Origin of the sequence: Anaerotignum sp. (genome assembly GCF_040307045.1) — a bacterium.
GTDB lineage: Bacteria > Bacillota > Clostridia > Lachnospirales > Anaerotignaceae > Chakrabartyella.
In genome coordinates this window covers 229167-251419 of record NZ_JAWRKF010000017.1, presented here as the reverse complement: position 1 = coordinate 251419, position 22253 = coordinate 229167, and the positions used below count along the sequence as shown (strand labels likewise).

Sequence of the window (22253 nt, the reverse complement as noted above, 5' to 3'; positions counted from 1 at the left end):
GTGTCGTCGTAAGAACTGTGTGAGTAGGTAGCTTTCGTCGGAAAAGATAACAATGTGGGAATGGTGAATGAGCCGGTCAACTAAATCAGCAGTCAGGCGGTTGACCCCAAAACAGTATTCTACTGGGAGGACTCCAGATTGGAAGTAATAATAATGCCTTTTGTTCATAGCAGTCGGAGATTACCTGGAAAAGCAATTCCGCAGCGTCTTTGTGTAGTGGCACAAAGCCAACCTCATCAATCACAATGAGTTCTACCTTTTTTCGAGTGACAAGGTAGTTGTTTAGCGTACCTTTGTTATTCTTCTCCAAGAGGATATTAGCAAGGGATGCCGCCGTGTAGAAGCAGACTTTTCGTCCTTCTTGGCAGGTTTTCAGGGCAATCGCCGTTGCAAGATGTGTTTTGCCAGCATTAAAGAATTTTTGCATGAAGTAGGATAATGAAGGAGTTCAAAGATGTGTGTTTGTAAAGAAATTGTGGTTAAAAGCAAAGCGTTATATACGGAAGATGAAAAATATAGATTTTTACTAGAAAAAACTTGGAACTCGGGTTTACCGTCAATAGTTTTTATCGGAATAAATCCAAGCGATGCGACTGAATTGATATTTGATAAAACCATTATGAATATTACCAATTATGCTATAAATAATGGGTTTGGGTCACTGAGCATGGTTAATCTCTTCCCTTGCAGGAGCAAGGATCAATTGGCAATAAAAGATAAATTGAATGAGCACCATGATAAAAATCTTGAAATAATTGAAAAAGTCATAAAAGAAGCAGTAAAGGTTGTAATTGTTTGGGGACGAGATGCTGAGAGTAAAAAAATATATAAAAATGCAATTGATGAAGTTAATGGCATTTTAAAAGATCAAAACATATCACCGAAATGTTTTAAAGATTGTAAGGGCAACATTAATTGTCATCCTAGCATAGGTTATAGCGATGGATGGACTTTGACACAATATCCACAATATTAAAAAATATTTCGTATAAGGGCACTTCTTCGGGAGTGCTTTTCTTTTGCTGATTTTTATAAGGGAGAGTGATTTTAATGGGCATATTAAACGGTCTATTTAAATCCCGTGACAAACCAATAAACAGCACCACCGGTAGGGCCTCACGCTTTTTCTTTGGTGGAACGACAGCAGAAAACCCTGTGAATTAGGGTTCCTCCATGTAGATGACGGGGGTGTATTCCTGTGTCCGTATCTTAGCTGAGGCGGTTGCGGGGCTGCCAATTCATCTTTATCAATACACAGAAACTGGAGGCACACTATTAAAGGCACCACTGTGATTCTAAAATCATCGGAGGTGCTGCATATCCCAGGTCTTGGTTTTGATGGTTTGGTTGGGTATGGTCTGATTGCTATTGCCAAGAATGCCATTGTTATGGCCATTGCCTGTGAGGAGTACGGAGCAAAGTTCTTTGCACAGTTTTTGAAATAAGAAAATTTCAGATTAAGGAGATAGCTCGAATTTTCCATATCCCGCCCCATATGGTTGGTGATTTGGATAAGGCGAGCTTTTCTAATATAGAGGAGCAATCTTTGGAGTTTGTGAAATACACCCTTGAGCCTTGGCTTGTATGATGGGAGCAGTCTATGGTGTGCTCGCTACTTTCGTCTAAGGAAAAACAGAAGTATTTTATCAAATTTAATTACAGAAAAAAGGATACTAATGCTCAACGGCACCATCGCCGAGGAAAGTTGGTTTGAGGACGATGTTACTCCACAGATATTTATGAATGAGCTGCTTTCAGGCAGTGGTGGCATTACAGTTTGGGTCAACTCCCCAGAAAGCGATTGCGTGGCCGCAGCGCAGATTTAAAACATGCTTACCTGTTCCAAAATGGAACAGGTAAGCACTGACCTAGGCAAACATCGGCCGTTTGAACGACAGGAACAGTTGTAAGCAGAACTTTCTAAGCCGTGAATACGCCACTGACATCTAAACCAATGAGTGGAAAAGAACCGCAGAGAAAGTCAGGCCGTGCATCTGTAATGCTTCAAAGATAAAAGCCCACAGTAAACGTAACCTTCTCTTGGAATCGCACCATTTTTCGTTAGGAGTCGTAAATGGTGTAATTAATTTCGAAGAAAAAGGGCATCGCTTGGCGACGTCCTTTTTCGGTGTTTTAGAAACATTTGTATAATGTTAATGATTCGCTAAAAATTATTATTTAGGGAATCAACAGGTTGTCCCTAAATGAATTGAGGTAAAGTGGTAATGCGAAATGATATATTTTCGCTAACAAAATATTGCCTTACTAGGAAAGATTGTTAATCCCCATATGTGATTGAATAGTAAACGAGTGTTTGTTTGTTGCCACAAGGGCAGGTGCAGCCGAGGAAAGTTGGTTCTTCTGGTTCAAAGCAAAAACCATAAATTATTGCAGCAAGGGAGTATAAGAACAAGAACCAATTTAGCTCATCTTCGAACTCATCTTGGAAACAATAAGTGAAAAGCTTAGCTTGCCAAAACTTAAAAGGTCCTTCAGCGAAGTTCCATCTTAGATTATATTCTTTTTCTAAATACTCTTTTTTTTCTTCATCTGTTTTTCCATCTAAGGCTTTTAATAATAATTCTTCTTTTTTTGTCATGACGGCAGCTCCTTTCTGATTGCTTGTTTAATACATAATATTCGGAAGAGGACACTTTGACATTAAACTGTATCAACTTGTACTGAATTTTTTAAAATTCTGGAAGTACAAGTCTGATTGAGATTCCACTGGGGGTGAAATGGGTGGCATTTTTACAGTTTTTAAGTCGTTGCAAGAGCAGAGTGAAACAGCTGTGATACAAGAGATGGGGACAGTGCTGCAAAAGGAATTGCTACAAAAGGGTAAACGGGAAAGTCGATTATGAAGATATTTATGATGAGATAAACCGTTTACGTGAATGCAAGCAGAATGCATTGGCAGAAAGTGCCCAATGTGAGTGCTTGATACAGAAAATTGCTGAAATGACGGAATATTTGGCTGAACACGATAGGATAGTAACGAATATGTTGAACAGCTAGTTACGTGACTAGTTGCAAATGTCAAGGTTTATTTGTAAAGATTATAGTAGGATTTAAGTCAGATGTGAAAATAGATATCACTGTCAAAGAAAGTGTTTATGTTGGTGAGTCTTAAAATTGCTTAAGGAAATTGTACGTAATTCAGAAATGTTCTACCCAAAAGCTGCTGAGGAGGTAGAAAGAAGAAATCCAGAAATAAAAGATTATAATCGACTAAAGCAAAGATACAACAAGGCACCTACCACAAATATTGTGAGCCGCCTTGTTGTTTTGTTGCTCTCATTCCCCACCTGTGTTGTAGAATGAGAATAGATTTTTCAAAAAAGCAAACGTTCCAGCTTAATTATACATTCCATTTTGTTCCATATACTTATATATCTGTTCGCCATGCTTCTGTTCTTCTTTTTGGATATGATTTAAGATGTCTCTGATTTTTGTATCTCTAAATTCAAAAATACAGGTGTTATATGTGGTAGAGACATGTTTTTCAGTAGACAGCAAATCAGTACAAAGGTAGCTATCTTTCTGTTTATTAGGACTTGTTGTGTCCCCAGCAGTATATGTGGGAGTAAATGAAAGTTGTGTCTGCTGATTGCCCCCTGATTGCATTTCTGGAACAGTTCCGTTTAAGATTTGATTGATGATATCTAGATGATTTTGCTCAGTTTTACCTATTTGCGTAAATAGATTTTTAAGTTGTTCGTCATTTGCCTCCATAGAATATTTTTTATATTTTTCTACGCAGATTTGTTCTTGCTCTTTTAAGTCTTTTAAGAGCGATGTTTCTTTTTGCGTTAATTGCATATATGTTCACCTCCAAATATAATATACCCGCTTGGGATTTAACTATTCATTTATTTAAAATAAGACATTTTTCGACTGAATATCGTGGAGTTCCTTGTTGTCTTCTGAGATTGTTTATTGCCAGTAAGAAAAATTTCAACAAAAGACTTTAAATAAAAGTAATCGTTTTAATTGCAAGGATAAAGTTGTTCTTACAAAAGACAAAAAAACATAGTATGTACAAAGGGTATGCTTATAAAATATTACGCACAGAATTATTTGGTATTACCTAAATTTGAAATGGGAGGATATTTATCTATGGCATGTTTTGTTGTACCTATGGCTGAAGCAATTATTGTTTCTATTGCAAAAAAAATAGTAGAGAAAAAGAAAAAGGAAGCTTTTTTAAAAAATTCAAACGAAAGAATAAGTGCGTTACAAATTGAGTCAATCCATAATTTACAAATCAGCTATGACTGTATCGATAAACTAGGCTGGTTATGTAATTTATTATGGGGTGGTGTTTTCTTATTGGCTTTAGAACATCTATGGCATGGTGAAATTATGCTTTACCCGCCTTTTTTATCAGCATTGAAAAACCCAAGTGATATTCCCCAAATGTTACATGAAATGGCTTTGGTGGGGATACCAATGGCAATATTAGTGACATTAGTGTGGGTGGTTTTGGTTATAGTCGCTGAGCATAAAAAGAAATGCTTTAAGGTAAAAAATTAACGGGAGGGGTTATATGTATTTCATTATGATTTTGTTAGCAGCGATTGTATCAACAATATTTAGGTTTAGGTTGCCGCAAAACAAATACAAGTTGAATAACTTGTGTTTTATATATTGGGGCGCTGCACTTATGTGGTTTGTAGATCATGTAATCGCCTTTTTTATTGAAGGTGGAGAATTTTTTGAAATAACGCTGGATGCAACTTTTTTGGGGATTATTGTTGTTTTAGGTGGGCTTTTCCTATGGGCAATCATTAGTTTTTTAAAGACGTTTAGAAAGCCTATTTAAACGGCTACGATCAAAAATTGGGTTTAATAACTTAGAAAGAATGAGGTAAGGCTATGATAAAGCTGGTTGCCATAGGAAACCGATTTATGAAAGATGATGGTATTGCAATTAAAGTTGCTGAGTATTTGGAACAAAGACTGCAAAATTTAAATATTCAAGTTATTTTCGGAGAAACAGACTGTCAAACCTGTTTCTTTTTACTGAATAAAGAAGATTTTCTATTTATATTGGATGCCTTTTGTAAAGGAGCAGAGCCGGGAAGCATTCATCTAATCAAACTTGAAGAAATCAATGCCCAATTTATAGGTTCATCGATGCAGCATGACATGAGTCTAATTGACTTGATAAAAATACATAAAAGCAATTTTAAAGGATATATGATTGGTGTGGAAATAGGGGAATTGGGTTTTGGTGATGAACTAAGTTCTGTTTTGCAAGAGAAGTTTCATCAAATTTGTGCTGAAATTGAAAGGAATATAAAAAAAATTATAGTGGAGGAAATCAATTATGCATGATACTTTTTTGAACCAAAACTTATATGACGCAATTACTAAATTGTGCGATGAAAATGCAATGGCAAAAATTACGCAATTAGTGATCATTGTACATACCCATAGCCATATTAATGAAAGCAGTATTCGGGAATATTTTGGGGATAGAAGAAGCAAACTCATTGGAGATTGGACCAATGTGGTAATTGAAAAGAAAGAAATTGAACCGCTTACTGCAACCATTGAGCAGATAGATGGAGAGAAAATTGAATGAGTGAATTTGTAAGTTTTCAGATTGAAATCCACGGAATCGTGCAGGGAGTGGGTATGAGACCGTATATTTATAAAACTGCAAGAAAGTTTCAGCTTACAGGTTATGTGAAAAACAAAGGGTCTTCTGTGGTAATTGTTCTTTGTGGCGCCCAGTTTGCACTGGATAGATTTTTACATGAATTGGAAAGCAATCCACCACCCAATGCAATCATTTATGACATCAACATTACACCGATTAAAAAAATTGATTATCAGGATTTTAAAATTCTACAAAGTTCTAAAGATGAAAAGATGGAAGGGTATCTTCTTCCTGATTTGGCAATATGTGAGGATTGCTTGCAGGACATTCGAAATCTCCGGGACAGGCGGTTTGAACATACCTTTACAAACTGTACAAATTGTGGACCTAGATATTCTATATTAAGGGAGTTACCTTATGATAGAATCAACACATCAATGCGTTCTTTTTCCATGTGTCCGTCATGTAAAGAGGAATATGAAAATCCCGAGAACAGGAGGTTTCATGCACAACCCAACTGTTGCCCTGTCTGTGGCCCAAAGTATTCCTTACAAAACAGCAAGGGTGAAGTAATAGAGTGTGAAAGCCCCATTGAAAAAGCAAAACACTTAATAAAGTCAGGGAAAATCATAGCAATAAAGGGGATAGGCGGGTATCACCTTGTTTGCAACGCAGAAGATGAAACTGCAATTACAACCTTAAGGAGTAGAAAGAAAAGGCCCTGCAAGCCTCTTGCAATTATGACAAGTGAAATAAAGAATATCGAACGTATTTGTACTTTAAACACTTTAGAGAAAGAAGCAATTTCTAACAATATACGCCCCATTGTATTACTGCGCAAAAGGAACAATACTATTCTTCCAGAAATAATTGCACCCAATATGCATCAATATGGCGTAATGCTCCCTTACACACCCCTTCATTATCTTCTATTTGATAATTTTTTAAAATATTTGGTTGTGACCAGCGGGAATATCAGTGGAATGCCGATCTGTTATAAAGATAAAGATGGGCTAGAACATTTAAAGCATGTGGTTGATTATTTTCTTGTACATAATCGTGAAATTATGACACCCCTTGACGATTCCGTTGTCAAAGTTCTTGGTGATGAAGTGTTAATTTGTCGGTGTGGTCGGGGTTATGCTCCTATGGCATTATCTATGGAGACACCTTATGAGATATTAGCCCTTGGGGGAAATCAAAAAGCATCTGTTTGTTTCCTACATAACAAAGTTGCTCATATCAGCCAGTATTTAGGAGAACTGCACCTTTTGGAGGTTTGTAATGAATATACATTTGTGATAGATAGGCTATCTGGGCTTTTAAAAGCATCCCCTAAAATCGTTATACATGATTTACATCCTAATTATTTTTCAACCCAATATGCAAAGAAGCTGGGCAAAACGAACATAGCTGTTCAGCATCATCATGCACATATGGCAGGGTGTATGGCGGAGCATGGATTCCATGGGGAGGGAATAGGCATTATTTTTGATGGAACTGGTATGGGGACAGATGGAACCATATGGGGTGGAGAATTTTTGGTTGGTAGTAGGTCGGATTTCAAAAGGGCTGGTCATTTAGCGTATGCTACGTTACAGGGAGGGGATTCTGCAATGGAGGAGCCTTGGAAATGTGCTGCATCCTATCTTTATACTATAAAAGAAAGCGTAGATTCTTATTTCCCTAATATAGATCAGCTGCAACGAAAACTAGTAGAAAGGGCATTACAAAACAAGGTGAATTGCTATGAATCCTCAAGCATGGGGAGACTTTTTGACTGTGTTGCCGCCATTATAATGCAGAAAACTCACATTTCCTATGAGGCACAGGCTGCCATTGAGCTTGAAGCAATGGTGGATGAAACAATAACGGATGAATACTTTTTTTCCGTCGTTGAAGGGGAGGATGGTATGTTTATTTTGGGGTATCAAAGTATTTTAAAAGGCGTATTGCAGGATTTAAAAAATCAACAACCTATTTCTATCATATCTGCAAAATTTCACAATACAATTTGTAAAGCAACGGTTATGTGTGCATGTGAGATTAGAGAAAAATTTAATTTGGACAGTGTTTTTTTAAGCGGAGGGGTTTTTGAAAATGCTTATCTTTTAAAAAATATAATTGCAGAGCTCAGAAAGTCAGATTTTAATGTGTTTTACAATAAAAAAGTACCGCTGAATGATGGAGGGCTGTCTTTTGGCCAAGCATCTGTGGCGGCATCCGTTTTGGAGGAGGGAGCTTATGTGCCTTGCAATTCCTACAAAGATTATTTCAATTCAGGGCAATTATGCCTATGCAAAAACAATGGGAGTTGGGCAAAAAATTAACATTCAGCTCATTGAAAATCCTATGCCAGGTGATTTTGTGTTGCTGCATGCTGGCTTTGCAATTGAAAAGATAAATCAGGAGGAATACAATTTTTTAAATCTTACACTGAATGAGATGATAAAAGACGATGAATAGGGATCAAGAACATAAAAAAATAATTCGTATTATGGAGGTTTGCGGAACACATACTCAGGCAATATCAAAATCGGGAATTCGTTCCATACTGTCGGATGATGTGAAGCTGTTATCTGGCCCTGGGTGTCCTGTCTGCGTAACTGGCGAGGCTTATATTGATGTGGCAATAGAATTGCTCTCCTTTGATCAAGTGATGCTTGCCACTTTTGGGGATATGTTAAAGGTAAGGGGAACTTTTACAAGTCTCTCAGAAAAAAAGAGGAAGGACAACGTAATAACTGTATATTCTCCCGAGGATGCAATTACTTTGGCAAGAAGAAACGGGGACAAAACAGTAGTCTTTTTAGCAGTTGGCTTTGAAACTACAGCACCTATTATTGCAGCAACCATAAAAAACGTATATGAACATGGACCAAAAAACCTGTTTTTTCTGACTGCACTAAAACGGATGGAGCCAATTCTTCGCTTTATCCTTGCGGATAAGGGAAATAAGATTGATGGACTCATTTGTCCAGGTCATGTTGCATCAGTTTTGGGAGCCGATGCATTTCGCTTTGTGACGGAGGAGTTTCATCTTCCTGCCGTGGTTTGCGGGTTTGAGGGAGAGGACATGAAAGGAGGGGTCTACAATCTTTTAGGGCAAATTCAAGGGGAAAAACCTGTTTCTTTTCAAAATTTATATGGGCGATGTGTTTGTAATACAGGAAACAAGCTGGCAAAAGAATATTTGAACGAAGTGTTTCAAATAGAAGATGGATATTGGAGAGGAATCGGAATGGTTTCAAGTTCTGCGTTAGGCTTGAGAGGAAACTATCAACACCTTGATGCAAAAAAAAAATTTTTCATATCTGAAAAAATTATTTTGAAGCCTTCTGATTGCCAATGTAGGGAAATCATACTTGGACGAAAAGCACCCTATGAATGTAAGAAATTTAGGCAAAGCTGTACGCCTGAAAATCCTTTGGGACCCTGCATGATATCTTCTGAGGGGGCTTGCTCTGCTCATTACAAATATGGGAGGGGAATTTAATGACGAATAAAATTAAATTAGTTCATGGTGATGGTGGTGTGAAAACAAATGAATTAATCAACCGAGTGTTTTTGAAGCACTATGGTAATGACGAGGAAACTCCTCTTTGTGATTCTTTTGTTTTTACAACAAACCCCTCTAAGCTAGCCTATACCACAGATAGCTTTGTTGTGCAGCCCCTATTTTTTCGGGGTGGGGATATAGGTAAGCTTGCGGTATGTGGTACACTGAATGATCTAACAACAGCTGGGGCAAAACCCATTTATATCAGCGCAAGCTTTATTATTGAAGAAGGCTTTGACATAGATGTATTGTGCAAAATAGCCCAATCCATGGGGGAGGTTTGTAAAAAAAATGGTGTAAGAATTGTTACGGGAGATACTAAGGTCGTTGAATGCGGCTGTGCCGACGGAGTATTTGTGAATACCTCAGGAATTGGGATTGTGTCGAAAAAATTTTCACCTTCTCAGATTGAACCCGACGATGAAATTATTATTACGGGTACCATTGCAGAGCATGGTACGGCCATATTGCTTGATCGGTATGATCTTGCTATGGAAACCAATGTTTTAAGTGATTGTTGTGCTTTAAGCCATCTTATTACGGACTTGGATAGGGAGCTTCCATACATAAAGCTAATGAAAGACCCCACAAGAGGGGGTATTGCCACGGTGTTGAATGAAATTGCAACTCATGTGGGAAATAACGTAGAATTAATTGAAAATAGAATTCCAATCAATCCACAAGTGAAAGCAATCAATAATATTTTAGGGATTGACCCGTTGTATCTTGCCTGTGAAGGCAGAATGATTTTAGTGGTTAAAAGTGGCTTTGGAAGCAGGATTCTTCAAGGATTAAAGGAGATTTGTGGTTATCAGGATGCACAAATTATTGGTCATTTTACGAAAGACTGCCAGGGCCTTGTTTATTTGCAGACGGATATTGGAGGGAAACGACTACTTCCAAATTTGGAGGGGCAGACTGTTCCTAGAATTTGTTAATGCAACAACGCATAATTCCCATATAAAGAATTATGTGGTATTTCCTTAATAGAATGACAGTTTGACATAAGGAGGGACTTGATGGAGTTAGAACTATTTTTAGCGTCAATTCGCAAAAGCATGATGGAAATACATAGGGATATAGAGTCACTTTTGGCCAATAACTCCAAGAATGAGCATCAAGTTTTAGAGCATTTGAATCGAGAAGTTATGATACTCGACGGGAAACTAAAAAAACTTGATCAAACAAATAAGCTAAGAGTTGAAGAAATTCCTGTTTTTCATCCTAAAGATAATACACAGAACATAAGCGAAGTAAATACAACAAGATCTATAACAAGGCAAGAATTAGCAGTGAGTAACGGAAAGAATGGAAATCCTGCATATGTTGCAATTGATGGGTTTGTCTATGATGTGACTAATAATCCTGCTTGGGGAGCAGGAACCCATTTTGGACTTGGTGCTGGCAGAGATTTGACAAATGAATTTGCTTCTTGCCATGAAGGAGAAAATATTCTAAAAAAGCTGCCCGTTGTGGGGTTTTTATCCTAATGCAAAGTTGGTGAAAAACATGAGTGAGGGAAATTTTAAATGTCCTTATCAGGAAAACAAGCTAAAATCCACAGAAATCCTTGTAGCAAGGGCAAAAAGTGATATAGTCAATAGAAAAATTGAAAAGACGAATCTTGTCTGGCTTGAGTTAAATGGGTGCTCAGGAAATATTATTTCGCTATTAAATGGTCAAAATCCAGATTTTCAGTATCTTATAACCCAAATGACGAACTTTATATACAGCAATAGCTTGGCTTCAGCTGAGGGGAGTCAGGCTATGGATGATTTATTTGACATAATTGGTTCTGATTTTATTCTTGCGGTGGAGGGCGCAGTTTCCTTAAAAGATGATGGAATATATAACATTATTGGTAGACAGAAGGAGCATGCAGTAACAGGACTGGAGGCGGTTAAAAAGCTGGGAGAAAAAGCGGCATATGTTATTGCAGTAGGTGCATGTGCAGCCCATGGTGGTGTATCTGCCGCAAGGCCGAATCCAACGGAATGCGTAGGGGTACATAAAGTTTTAGAAAGAGAAGTGATTCAATTACCAGGTTGCCCATGTCACCCTGATTGGTTCATGGGAACCCTTGCATATATCTTATTATATGGAGAACCCCCTTTGGATAGCCGAAATCGACCTTTAATGTTTTATAGCACCACCATTCATGATAGATGCCCAAGGAGATCCTATTTTGATCGTGGTATTTTTGCAAGTAAACTTGGGGAAAAAACCTGTATGTTTAAATTGGGCTGTCGTGGCCCTGTCACTCGCATTGACTGCCCAATTCGCCAATGGAATGGTCATGTGAATTGGCCTATTGAGGATGATTCCCCTTGCATTGGCTGTGCGCAATTTGGCTTTCCAGATGCCATGGAGCCGTTTATTAGTTTTGATACTACGAAAGGGGAGTAAGGATGCCTAAAAAAATAACGATAAACCCAGTTACCCGCATTAGCGGTTTTATGGAAATAGAAGCAGATATTGAAGATCATAGGGTGGTGGATGCAAAAACAAAAGGGATGATGTTTCGTGGATTTGAAAAAATGTTGATCGGAAGAAATCCTTTGGATGCTATTTATTTTACCCAACGAATTTGTGGAATTTGCTCCACTGCACATTCTGTGGCATCCTCCCTTGCTTTAGAAAATGCCATGCATTTTGTTCCGTCTGAGCAAGGAAGATATCTGCGAGATATTGTGCATGGATGTGAGTATCTCCAAAATCATATAAGACATTTTTATCAATATACTCTTCCTGATTTTGTAAAGCTGCCAGAAAACTATCCCTTATTCAAGACGGATCATAATGATTACAGACTCCCTAAAAATTTAAATGATAAAATGGTAGAGGATTATTTTGCTTCTTTGGAGATTAGCCGCAGTGCACATCAAATGTTAGCGATACTGGGGGGGAAAGCACCCCACAATCATGGTGTTTTTATCGGTGGGATTACTGCGCAAATGACCATAGATAAGATGATTGCAATAACTTCAATTCTTGATGGGATTGGGGAATTTATTAATGACAAAATGCTTCCTGATGTATTTAAAATTGGGGAATATTATTCCGAGTATTATCATATAGGAAAAGGCTATGGCAATTTATTAAGTTATGGATGTTTTGACAATTACAAAGCTTTAGGAACATTATATGTAGATCCCCTTGTGTATTCTAATCACACAATTTCAACTTTTCAGCCTGATGAAATAACCCAGGAAAATACCTATGCTTGGTATGACGAGAATAACGAACCTGATATTCAAAAGAATCAAGCATATTCATGGATAAAAGCACCCAGATATAATAATCTTCCTTATGAGGTGGGTCCTTTGGCAAGACAATGGCTTTGTGGTGATTACAGAAATGGAATTTCTACTATGGATCGGACCATTGCTAGGGTTTTTGAAGCTAAAAAAATTGTAGGAATTATGAAAACACTCTTAGAGAATTTAATTCCCAATGTATCTATACAAGAAGAGTATACTTTGCCGGAAAAAGCCATGGGGAGCGGATTGATTGATACAACGAGAGGTGCCCTTGGGCATTGGATTGAAATAGAAAATCAAACAATTGCTTTTTATCAAATTATAACACCTTCTGCTTGGAACCTATCAACACAAACAAAAATGATAAAGGGAACGGGAGAACAGGCATTAATTGGAGCTCAAGTGCATGATATTAATACTCCTGTTGAAATAGGAAGAATCATACGTTCTTTTGATCCATGTGTTTCTTGTGCAACACATGTTTTTTCAGAAGGAAAACATATTAATACAATACAGGTAGTTTAATTTCTGAAGGTTTATACTGGGAAAATGCAAGAAGTTTAATCTTATTAAAATGTGTTCGGCATTATCACCCTGTAATCTACAGTGTTCGATATAGATCTGATTGTTGGGGACAGTAACATTCTATTACAACTTTGCAGATGATTACGAACGACTGTGTAACCTAGCTCGGAATGAAATTACTGTATCAAAATAAAAAACGGTGCCATTAATTATATATTTTTTCTCCTGTAAAAATTCCGTTGACCAGATCCCTTCAACAGCCAAAGGCGTAAAACATCAATGCTATCCTCTCAATCCATGTTGAAATTTGTGTCAAATCATGTCGAAAATAGAAGTTTAAATAAGTGTCGTCAACATATGAATTTTCCATGTTTGAAAATGAGGTGCTGGAAACTTCATGAGATTAAAACGCCTGCTGGAAATTGTGAGCAAGTTTGTTAATTTCCTAATGACTTAAGCGGATTTACATATGAAGTATCTCTGGTTTATATTGAAAAAATTATGACATTGCCAAATGGAAGATGACAAATGATGATTGAGCTATACATTTTGATAGACCAGTTGCGGGTTTAGGGCTTGTAGCATCGTTTGCAGAGGTTTGATGCTAGGATAATGAGGGGAAATTTGGTTTTATTCTAAATACAGAAGGTAGTAGTTCCTTTGTTAAGTGTTCAAATTGATGGAACCTTATTTTGTCGCGCAATAAATGAAGATAAATTTGCAGAAAATAGCGAATTGCCAGTAATACTATGGCATCAAGGGGAATGTGATACCGAAATTCCTCATTGTGAAATATATTAGCATTTCCCTATAGGATTTTTGAACAGTCTGAAGAAATGAAATGAGTTATTATAAAAAAAGAATGGCAACCTTTGGTTGCCATTCTTTTCATTTATCCATTTGGATTGTTAAAGCTGACAAGTTTGGCTTTTGTATTTCCACATAGTGTCCGTTGAGGAAATTAATAGTTTGCGCAACCATTTCCATATGGCTGAACTCTTCAGCCGCAATATCCATAATTAAATCCTTGATAGCAGGATCCTTGATGCGAAAGCTTTGAGACATATACTGCAATGTAGCTTTTAGTTCACCGTTTCTACCGTCTTGCTGCTGCATAAAATCAGCAAGCTAGAGATTTGGTCTTTCTATTTCAACAGGATGTCAAAGTTGCTTTTCTAATTTGATCCTCATAACATTTCCTTTCCTCGAATATTATTCCTTTTTCTGAAAACAATATTTAGAATAGAATCTCAACTAGAACTTGTTTGAACTAACATAATAAGATGTTTTACTAGATTGAAAGACTCAATTGCTATACAAGCAAATGGTCCGGGGGGGGGATTGTGCGGAGGAAGGTGGACAAATATGAAATCCGTTTGGCAAGAAAAATCAAATTTACCAAGTTTTGATGTTCTGAATCAGGATATCAAAACGGATATACTCATCATCGGCGGAGGTCTAGCGGGAATCTTATGTGCTTATATGCTTGAACAGGCTGGTGTGAAATATATACTTGTTGAGGCAGATGAAATTTGTAACGGTATCACGAAAAACACAACAGCAAAAATCACATCACAGCATGGTTTTATCTATGATAAATTAATTCGCGAGAATGATGTGGAAACAGCAAGACTCTATCTTGAAGCCAATGAAGAGGCACTAAAAGAATATCGTAAGCTGTGCAAAATAGTTAATTGCAATTTTGAAGAAAAGGATAACTATGTTTATTCCCTTGATGACCCCAAGAAGGTGGAAAGGGAGTTTGCTGCCCTTCGTAAAATCGGCTTTTCGGCCCAGGCTGTTGACTCACTTCCCCTTCCATTTTCTATCTCGGGTGCAATCAAATTTTATGGACAGGGTCAGTTTAACCCGTTGAAATTTGTTTCTAGTATTGCAAAAGGGCTATCAATATACGAGCATACGGTTGTTCGTGAGTTAATTGGTACAACTGCTGTCACAGACCGTGGAAAAATTATAGCGGATAAAATTATTGTGGCCACTCATTTTCCCTTTGTGAATAAGCATGGCAGCTATTTCTTGAATATGTATCAGCACCGTTCCTATGTGCTTGCATTGGAAAATGCCCCAAATGTAGAGGGAATGTATGTGGATGAAGCACAAAAAGGAATGTCCTTTCGCAATTATGAAGATCTTTTACTCATTGGCGGAGGGGATCACCGTACGGGTAAAAAAGGTGGGAATTTTAAAGAACTTGAAGATTTTCGAAGTCGGTACTATCCGAATGCAAAAATCAGATACAGTTGGGCAACCCAGGATTGCATGACCCTTGATGGGATCCCGTATATTGGTAAATATTCTGCTGGTACAACAGATTTATATGTTACTACAGGATTCAATAAATGGGGCATGACTTCTTCCATGGTATCAGCCAAGATCCTTACTGACATAGTGTTAGGAAAAAAGAATCCTTATGCGAAGGTGTTCTCCCCATCCCGCACAATTCTTCGACCACAGCTTGCCTGTAATGCCATTCAAGCAATGGTCAATTTGCTTACACCCACAACACCCCGTTGTCCTCATATGGGCTGTGCCTTAAAGTGGAACAGTGTGGCGCATTCATGGGATTGCCCTTGTCATGGTTCACGATTTACAAAAGAGGGAAAACAAATTGATAATCCCGCAACGGGAAATTTAAGAAAAAAACTTTAAAGAAGGTTGGAGTTCATTGATTTGAGAAGCTATTTTTGTTTAAACGTGACCTTCAGCACAATGTTTGTTATGTGAACAAAACTATAGTAAAAAAAGAGTAAAATGAGTTTAAAGTCTATTATGAGCTTTTCGTAAGAATAAAACAGAGTATGTACCTTTATTGCAATAAGGGACTTTGAAAATTAAATGTCTCAATGATACGGCTTATTTGCACAGAAGAATAAAAATTCTGTTGGAAAATTTTACAAGTAGATTATATGATAACAGTCGGGATTAAAAAATTGAGTTTATAAATATAAAGGAGGGAAATACGTATGTCAAGCAACAAGAAAACATTAAGTGGAGAGGACAATAAGAGACTTTACAGTACAACTGCCACTAATAAAGAGACAACAGCCGCATGGGCTAATATGGATCAGGTAGATAAGGCAACAAATGTTAACATTCCAGGGCATTATAGTATAGAAAAAGCCAAAAATTGGGTTGATAATGGGAGTAAGCTTTAAAAAAATATACAGTTGAGGAGTTAGTTTATGGGGAAAATACAGTTAACTTTAGATGGAAATACAGCAGCAGCATATACGGCTTATGCATTTACGGATGTTGCGGCCATATACCCTATTACGCCATCTTCCGGTATGGCAGAAATAACAGATGAATGGGCTGCGGAGGGTAGAAAAAATATATTTAATCAGCAAGTTAACGTCGTTGAGATGCAGTCGGAGGCTGGTGCCGCAGGGGCCTTTCATGGTTCTCTCCAAGGTGGGGCATTAACAACGACCTTTACAGCTTCCCAAGGGTTATTATTAATGATACCAAATTTGTATAAGGTTTCAGGGGAGCTTTTGCCTGGCGTACTTCATGTGAGCGCTAGAGCAATTGCAACCCATGCCCTAAGCATCTTTGGGGATCATCAGGATGTTATGGCAGTCAGGCAAACAGGATGTGCACTATTGGCAAGTGGTTCTGTGCAAGAGGTGGTTGACTTAGCTGCCATTGCACATCTATCTGCGATAAAAGGTAGGTTGCCATTTGTACATTTCTTTGATGGATTTAGGACATCACATGAAATACAAAAAGTAGAGGCTTTGGAATATAGTGACTATTCAGAAATGGTAGATTATAAAGCGTTACAGGAATTTAGGGATAGAGCATTATCGCCAAATCATCCCGTTACCCGTGGTACAGCCCAGAATCCTGATATCTATTTTCAGGGAAGAGAGGCAAGTAATCCATTCTACAATGATATTATACCAGTTGTAGAGGATTACCTTTCGCAGCTAGGTAGAAAAACAGGAAGGCAATACGGATTGTTTGATTATTATGGGGCGAAAGATGCTGAATATATCATTATAGCAATGGGATCAGTAACACAGACTATCGAGGAAACCATTGATTATCACAATGCTAATGGAGAAAAATACGGTTTGGTTAAAGTGCATTTGTATCGTCCTTTTTCCAGCAAGCATTTACGAAATACTATTCCAAAGTCTGTTAAAAAAATTGCGGTGCTTGATCGTACAAAGGAGCCTGGTTCCATTGGTGAACCTCTTTTTTTGGATGTCAAGGGTTGTTTTAGTGACGTTGATCATGCCCCAGTCATTGTGGGTGGCCGATATGGCCTAGGGTCGAAGGACACCAATTCGGCGGATATCACAGCGGTTTATGAAAACTTAAAACAGAAAAAGTCTAAAACAAATTTTACAATAGGTATTGTAGATGATGTTACACACACCTCATTAGAAAGAGTTCTGATAGCTTCTACAGAACCATCTGACCGCATTTCCTGTAAGTTTTGGGGGTTGGGCTCTGATGGTACGGTAGGTTCAAACAAACAGGCCATTATGATTATTGGTAATAAAACCGAGAATTACGTACAGGCTTATTTTGACTATGACTCCAAAAAATCAGGTGGGGTTACCATATCAAATCTTCGTTTTGGTAAGTCACCAATTAAGTCCACATATTTGGTAGGTAATGCAGATTATGTTGCGTGTCATAACCAGTCCTATGTTAACAAATATGATATACTTGATGATGTGAAACAAGGCGGCATTTTCGTTCTAAACTGCCAGTGGTCTGACGATGAATTAGAACAATATCTTCCGTCTAAATATAAAAAATTAATTGCAGAAAAACAAGTTAAATTCTATACAATCAATGCTGTAAAGATTGCAGAAGAGATCGGTCTTGGCAACCGAATTAATATGGTCATGCAAGGGGCGTTTTTCAGACTAATCAATATACTTCCGAAAGAAAAATTTATTGACGAATTAAACAAAGGGGTACGCTATTCCTACAGTAAAAAAGGGGATATGGTAGTAAAAATGAATCAGGACGCTATTTTAAAAGGCGTTGAACAAATTCACGAGGTAAAAGTGCCCAAGGAATGGTTGAATGCAAATGAAAATAACCAAATGATTTGCAAAAATTCCATTGTGGAGCCTGATTTTGTGAAAAATATAATGAGACCAATGCAGGCACATAAGGGTCAAGACCTGCCTGTTAGTGCCTTTAGTGGTAGAGAGGACGGGACCATTCCTTCAGGCACTACAGCCTATGAAAAGCGAGGCATTGCCGTTAATGTACCTGAGTGGATTGAAGAAAATTGTATTCAGTGCAACCAGTGTTCTTATATTTGCCCTCATGCAGTAATAAGACCTTTTTTGCTAACGGAAGAAGAATTAGAAAAATCACCCACTTCTTTTTATACAGTAAAAGCCAAAGGCAAATCCTTTGAAGGTTTATATTATAGAATGCAGATCAGTCCAATGGATTGTACAGGTTGTGGAAACTGTGCAGATATCTGCCCAGCCAAGGAAAAGGCTCTTGTCATGAAGCCCGTCGAAACACAATTATCTGACGAAGTAGATAATTGGAAGTTTGCAAATTGCACCATTGGTTATAAATCTAACATTCCACTTGGTGTCACAGTTAAAGATAGTCAGTTTAGGGAACCATTAATGGAATTTTCAGGTGCTTGTGCAGGTTGTGGGGAAACAGCTTATATCAAACTTATTACCCAATTGTACGGAAATCGAATGATGATTGCCAATGCCACTGGCTGTTCTTCCATCTGGGGTGCAAGTGCACCAAGCAGTGCCTATTCTTCAAATAAAGAGGGAAAAGGACCTGCTTGGGCTAATTCTTTATTTGAGGATAATGCAGAATTTGGGTTTGGAATGTACCTTGCAACTAAACAAATGAGAAACGCCTTGGAACAAACAATGAGACAGCTATTGTCCACAAATGTAGATGTTATTATTAAAGAATTAATCAGTGACTGGTTAAACAATAAAGAAGATGGAAAAGATAGTGAACAGGTAAGTAACAGGCTTATTGATACAATAGAGAATTACAAAATTACGGACGATGATGTAATGCAATTATTAAATAATATTAAACAAAGGAAAGATTATTTGATAAAGCGTTCACAGTGGATTATTGGTGGGGATGGTTGGGCTTACGATATTGGGTTTGGTGGCCTCGACCATATTATGGCATCAGGGGAAGATATAAATGTGCTGGTATTTGATACAGAGGTTTATTCCAACACAGGTGGCCAAGCATCTAAATCTACCCCTGCAGCAGCAGTCGCTAAATTTGCCAGCACGGGAAAAAAAGCAGGCAAGAAGGATTTAGGTCGAATGCTGATGACTTACGGAAATGTGTATGTGGCACAGGTAGGTATCCATGCAGATAATGCGCAACTAATCAAGGCAATTAGTGAGGCAGAAAGCTTCAAGGGGCCTTCTATTATCATTGCTTACGCGCCTTGTATCAGCCATGGTATAAAAGAAGGCATGGGAAAAAGCATGGCTACGATTAAGAAGGCGGTAAACGCAGGATATTGGCATCTATATCGATATAATCCCCAGTTAAGCAAACAAGGTAAAAATCCGTTTATACTTGATTCGAAGGAACCAACGGAAAGTTTTCGAGATTTTTTAATGGGACAAGTTCGATACAGTTCGCTTGCTAGAACATTTCCAGATGAAGCGGAACATTTGTTTACAAAGGCAGAAGAACAAGCAAAAGAGCGTTATGAGTTATATAGAAAAATGAGTTCATTTTAATATGGGTGCTCCTTTTTGTTAGATAATGTTGTCTTTTATCTAATGGAAAGGAGCATTTCAAAAGTTAATCTGTTTTTTCCGCATTAAACACAACGGGCATAGTGAGATAGAACTGGGGAAATTACTGAAATTATAGGCAAGAACATATAAAAAAAATAGGAAAATATCGTTTATGTTGTTTTAACAACAAAAAACTTGTTAGCTCTGTGATATTATTGTGTCAACAAATAAAACCAAATTTTAACGAGGGATTCTGAAAAGGAGATGTTCTTATGAAGTATTTTGTAAACGACAGTTGTATTGGGTGTGGGTTATGTGCAATGGGTTGTCCTGAAGTTTTTAAAATGACGGATGCAGGAGTTGCAATTGCTTCCAAAGAGGAAGTGTCCGTAGATGAGGTGGATGCTGCCGCACAGATGCAAAGTGGATGCCCTGTGAATGCCATTGAAAACGATGACTGAGGAGGTTATTGAATGAATTACATTAAAAATATAGAACATGAAATAGCCTTGTCCTTAAAAGGCGAAGTTTGGTTCAGGCTAGACAAATTGTAAGTAAAACGCTGCCGTAGAATTCTCATGTGAGCATAACTCTTTTTCGATATTCAAAAGGGGAAGCAATCAGCTCTCATGATTCTACCGGTGATGCAATGGTTTTGGTGCTAAAAGGCACCGGGCAGTTCAATGTGGAAGGTTCTGAATATATTTTGAGTGCAGTGGAAACCTTGATTATGCCAGCATAAAAATCACCTTTGTATTAAATCCGACTTGGAGTGAAATTTATTGTCTTGGACATACATGGAAAAGACAGTTACGCTTGCAAAAAAACGTAGTGGTGGGAACGAACAATAAAGTTCTCACCTTTTTAACTTCATGTTGCCCACGCAAAATTATCAAGAGAAGCTTATTTTAAACTAAAGCTATCACTAACATAAAGTAAATCAATCAAGAATAAAGGGAGGAAGATTTATGCATTATTCAATTTCCGATGTTTGTACAGTTCTGGGAAAGGTTATCCAAAAGCCGGAGCGTAGTTTTTCGTTTTTGGCGTATCTCTTGCAGGGAGAAAAAAATGTACTAATTGATACTGTTCCCGAAAAAGCTGGAGAGATGTTCATGGCTGAATTAAAGCAATTCGGTTCTCTTAGCCAGTTGGATGCCATCATCCTTAATCATTCCGAAGAAGATCATAGTGGAGCCCTTGGACTATTGCTGGCTGAAAGGACGGATATTCCAATTTACTGCACAGCAGCTTGTAAACATCGCTTGGTTTCCCGTTATCCAAATGCAAATTTTATAGGAGTAGCACATTTATCCACCTTAAAAATTGGAACATTTGAGTTCCGCTTTACCCATACACCAGGATTACACTGGGATGATAATATGGTCACTTATTTTGAAAATGAGCAAATTTTGTTTTCTAATGATTTGTTTGGGCAATACTTGGGATGCGAACCGCCCTTGGATAAAGACTATACCAAAGATAGTGTTTTGCAGGGAGCGAAAACATATTTCGACAAAGTGTTTGCACAGGCAACTCCCAATGAAAAACGCACTGTTTTGGGCATAGCAGACTTGAATTTGAAATGTATCGCACCAGGGCATGGCGTGATTTTGACAGGGAAATTGGATGAAGTTTTTGCTCTTTATAAATCAGAATGCGCTGCGTATTAATTGGTCATCAGAAAGCATAAAGGGTGAAACCGTTGCACAAGACCAGTAGATAAATTTGGGGATAATTACTGTTCTATTTTAAGAGATGGAATGTATTCTTTTCGTAGTCCAGCAAACCTTCGTAGTGCATTTGCGATAATTCACGGGTTAATGCGCTGCGATCTGCACATAGATAAGCTGCCATCTCAAGACGCCCAAATGAACATCAAAATATGAACATCCTTGCTGTTGGGACTGAATGGAAAGATAGGTCAAAATTTTTTCACGCAAAGTTTTTTTAGAAGTTACTTCTATTTTTTCTATTAGTTGGATATTCTTACTGCTAATAAGCCCTACCATATTTTCGATTAGCCGATGATGAAAGGTGCAGGACATGCTGCAAGAATGAAGGACTTTATTCTAAGAAAGAAATAAAATCAAACAGTCTGTGCTTGCAGTAAAAGTAACTTTAGAGTCGGAAAAGTTTCCACAGGCAAAAGTTTCTCCAAAAACTTCTCCTGTTTTCATAGAAACGATAAGGGTTTGGGTGCCCCAAATGTCCTCTTTAATCATATTAACAGATCCACTTATAATGACGCCAACAGATTTTATTGATTCACCTGCAAGAAAAATGAATTCTCCCTTTTTGTAGGAACGTAAGTAGCTTCCCAGACAAGTAAGCATAGAATCAATTTCAGTCTCTTTGATTCCCTCAAATAATGGCATTTTCTGAAGTTGTTTGAGATAAACGTCATACATCTATATCGCCTCCTTGAATGGAGTATAAATCAAATTTCTATATGTTGCACGCGCAACATATAGGCGTTTATTTAGTGAGATGAGATAATGTTTGTAAAGCAGCCGCAGGAAGTCTTAGCAGATAAGTGCAAACAGTGAAACAAA

26 protein-coding genes and 1 pseudogene are annotated in these 22253 nt (G+C 37.7%); 22 read left to right on the top strand and 5 right to left on the bottom strand.

The window, feature by feature from the left end:
- Positions 1-85 precede the first annotated feature (85 nt).
- The gene (locus ABVZ64_RS09930) at positions 86-427 is read right to left on the bottom strand and encodes an ATP-binding protein (protein ID WP_352400860.1); all 342 of its coding nucleotides are present in this window, start codon (positions 425-427) and stop codon (positions 86-88) included.
- 27 nt (positions 428-454) lie between these two features.
- Between ABVZ64_RS09930 and ABVZ64_RS09925 the strand changes: the two genes are divergently transcribed.
- The 3 genes and pseudogenes from ABVZ64_RS09925 (at position 455) to ABVZ64_RS11935 (ending at position 1826) form a co-directional block, all read left to right on the top strand.
- Positions 455-976, top strand: a complete 522-nt coding sequence (locus ABVZ64_RS09925; protein WP_352400859.1) for a DUF1643 domain-containing protein — start codon at positions 455-457, stop codon at positions 974-976.
- Between the two features lie 74 nt (positions 977-1050).
- Positions 1051-1657: pseudogene (locus tag ABVZ64_RS09920) on the top strand (phage portal protein); the annotation flags it as partial.
- Positions 1569-1826 carry a hypothetical protein gene (locus tag ABVZ64_RS11935; RefSeq protein ID WP_502892594.1) on the top strand — a complete coding sequence of 86 codons (258 nt, stop codon included), beginning with the start codon at positions 1569-1571 and terminating at the stop codon, positions 1824-1826. The pseudogene ABVZ64_RS09920 and the gene ABVZ64_RS11935, both read left to right, overlap by 89 nt.
- 452 nt (positions 1827-2278) lie before the next feature.
- Here the strand turns inward: ABVZ64_RS11935 and ABVZ64_RS09910 are convergent, their stop codons facing one another.
- Complete coding sequence (locus tag ABVZ64_RS09910; RefSeq protein ID WP_352400858.1) at positions 2279-2599, bottom strand: hypothetical protein; 321 nt, start codon at positions 2597-2599, stop codon at positions 2279-2281.
- 139 nt (positions 2600-2738) lie between these two features.
- Between ABVZ64_RS09910 and ABVZ64_RS09905 the strand changes: the two genes are divergently transcribed.
- A complete protein-coding gene (locus ABVZ64_RS09905; RefSeq protein ID WP_352400857.1) occupies positions 2739-2864 on the top strand; it encodes a hypothetical protein in 126 nt (41 codons plus the stop codon).
- Between the two features lie 271 nt (positions 2865-3135).
- Positions 3136-3324, top strand: coding sequence for a hypothetical protein (locus ABVZ64_RS09900; RefSeq protein WP_352400856.1), 189 nt, complete (start codon positions 3136-3138; stop codon positions 3322-3324).
- Between the two features lie 33 nt (positions 3325-3357).
- Here the strand turns inward: ABVZ64_RS09900 and ABVZ64_RS09895 are convergent, their stop codons facing one another.
- Positions 3358-3822 (bottom strand): spore coat protein, encoded by a 465-nt coding sequence (locus ABVZ64_RS09895; protein WP_352400855.1) that lies wholly within the window; start codon positions 3820-3822, stop codon positions 3358-3360.
- A 297-nt stretch (positions 3823-4119) separates the two neighbouring features.
- Here ABVZ64_RS09895 and ABVZ64_RS09890 point away from each other — a divergent pair, with 297 nt between their 5' ends.
- From ABVZ64_RS09890 to ABVZ64_RS09840, 11 genes are all read left to right on the top strand, one after another.
- Complete coding sequence (locus ABVZ64_RS09890) at positions 4120-4536, top strand: hypothetical protein (RefSeq protein WP_352400854.1); 417 nt, start codon at positions 4120-4122, stop codon at positions 4534-4536.
- Between the two features lie 13 nt (positions 4537-4549).
- Positions 4550-4825 carry a hypothetical protein gene (locus ABVZ64_RS09885; protein ID WP_352400853.1) on the top strand — a complete coding sequence of 92 codons (276 nt, stop codon included), beginning with the start codon at positions 4550-4552 and terminating at the stop codon, positions 4823-4825.
- Positions 4826-4878: 53 nt separating this feature from the next.
- A complete protein-coding gene (locus ABVZ64_RS09880) occupies positions 4879-5340 on the top strand; it encodes a hydrogenase maturation protease (protein WP_352400852.1) in 462 nt (153 codons plus the stop codon).
- A complete protein-coding gene (locus ABVZ64_RS09875; protein ID WP_352400851.1) occupies positions 5333-5590 on the top strand; it encodes a hypothetical protein in 258 nt (85 codons plus the stop codon). Before ABVZ64_RS09880 ends, ABVZ64_RS09875 begins: the two co-directional genes overlap by 8 nt.
- Positions 5587-7938, top strand: a complete 2352-nt coding sequence (gene hypF, locus ABVZ64_RS09870; RefSeq protein WP_352400850.1) for a carbamoyltransferase HypF — start codon at positions 5587-5589, stop codon at positions 7936-7938. The genes ABVZ64_RS09875 and hypF overlap by 4 nt, the downstream gene beginning before the upstream one ends.
- Entirely contained in the window at positions 7853-8074 is a 222-nt protein-coding gene (locus ABVZ64_RS09865; protein WP_352400849.1) for a HypC/HybG/HupF family hydrogenase formation chaperone, read from the top strand. Before hypF ends, ABVZ64_RS09865 begins: the two co-directional genes overlap by 86 nt.
- On the top strand, positions 8067-9104 hold the full coding sequence (gene hypD / locus ABVZ64_RS09860; protein ID WP_352400848.1) for a hydrogenase formation protein HypD: 1038 nt from the start codon (positions 8067-8069) through the stop codon (positions 9102-9104). Before ABVZ64_RS09865 ends, hypD begins: the two co-directional genes overlap by 8 nt.
- The gene (gene hypE / locus ABVZ64_RS09855) at positions 9104-10105 is read left to right on the top strand and encodes a hydrogenase expression/formation protein HypE (protein WP_352400847.1); all 1002 of its coding nucleotides are present in this window, start codon (positions 9104-9106) and stop codon (positions 10103-10105) included. Before hypD ends, hypE begins: the two co-directional genes overlap by 1 nt.
- Before the next feature lie 81 nt (positions 10106-10186).
- Entirely contained in the window at positions 10187-10657 is a 471-nt protein-coding gene (locus ABVZ64_RS09850) for a cytochrome b5 domain-containing protein (RefSeq protein WP_352400846.1), read from the top strand.
- 19 nt (positions 10658-10676) lie between these two features.
- Entirely contained in the window at positions 10677-11573 is an 897-nt protein-coding gene (locus ABVZ64_RS09845; RefSeq protein WP_352400845.1) for a hydrogenase small subunit, read from the top strand.
- Between the two features lie 2 nt (positions 11574-11575).
- The gene (locus ABVZ64_RS09840) at positions 11576-12952 is read left to right on the top strand and encodes a nickel-dependent hydrogenase large subunit (protein ID WP_352400844.1); all 1377 of its coding nucleotides are present in this window, start codon (positions 11576-11578) and stop codon (positions 12950-12952) included.
- An 888-nt stretch (positions 12953-13840) separates the two neighbouring features.
- On the opposite strand, the gene ABVZ64_RS09835 is transcribed toward ABVZ64_RS09840, so the two are convergent.
- Positions 13841-14068, bottom strand: a complete 228-nt coding sequence (locus tag ABVZ64_RS09835; protein WP_352400843.1) for a manganese catalase family protein — start codon at positions 14066-14068, stop codon at positions 13841-13843.
- 249 nt (positions 14069-14317) lie between these two features.
- Between ABVZ64_RS09835 and ABVZ64_RS09830 the strand changes: the two genes are divergently transcribed.
- From ABVZ64_RS09830 to ABVZ64_RS09805, 6 genes are all read left to right on the top strand, one after another.
- Positions 14318-15622, top strand: a complete 1305-nt coding sequence (locus ABVZ64_RS09830) for an FAD-dependent oxidoreductase (RefSeq protein ID WP_352400842.1) — start codon at positions 14318-14320, stop codon at positions 15620-15622.
- Positions 15623-15936: 314 nt separating this feature from the next.
- Complete coding sequence (locus ABVZ64_RS09825) at positions 15937-16128, top strand: CDIF630_02480 family spore surface protein (RefSeq protein ID WP_352400841.1); 192 nt, start codon at positions 15937-15939, stop codon at positions 16126-16128.
- 27 nt (positions 16129-16155) lie between these two features.
- Positions 16156-19698: a pyruvate:ferredoxin (flavodoxin) oxidoreductase gene (nifJ, locus tag ABVZ64_RS09820; RefSeq protein ID WP_352400840.1), complete on the top strand. Its 3543-nt coding sequence runs from the start codon at positions 16156-16158 to the stop codon at positions 19696-19698.
- 272 nt (positions 19699-19970) lie between these two features.
- Positions 19971-20159, top strand: coding sequence for a ferredoxin (locus tag ABVZ64_RS09815; protein WP_352400839.1), 189 nt, complete (start codon positions 19971-19973; stop codon positions 20157-20159).
- A gap of 119 nt (positions 20160-20278) precedes the next feature.
- Complete coding sequence (locus tag ABVZ64_RS09810; RefSeq protein WP_352400838.1) at positions 20279-20440, top strand: cupin domain-containing protein; 162 nt, start codon at positions 20279-20281, stop codon at positions 20438-20440.
- 226 nt (positions 20441-20666) lie between these two features.
- Positions 20667-21371 carry an FprA family A-type flavoprotein gene (locus ABVZ64_RS09805; protein ID WP_352400837.1) on the top strand — a complete coding sequence of 235 codons (705 nt, stop codon included), beginning with the start codon at positions 20667-20669 and terminating at the stop codon, positions 21369-21371.
- A gap of 399 nt (positions 21372-21770) precedes the next feature.
- Here the strand turns inward: ABVZ64_RS09805 and ABVZ64_RS09800 are convergent, their stop codons facing one another.
- Positions 21771-22109 carry a Crp/Fnr family transcriptional regulator gene (locus tag ABVZ64_RS09800; RefSeq protein ID WP_352400836.1) on the bottom strand — a complete coding sequence of 113 codons (339 nt, stop codon included), beginning with the start codon at positions 22107-22109 and terminating at the stop codon, positions 21771-21773.
- Positions 22110-22253 lie beyond the last annotated feature (144 nt).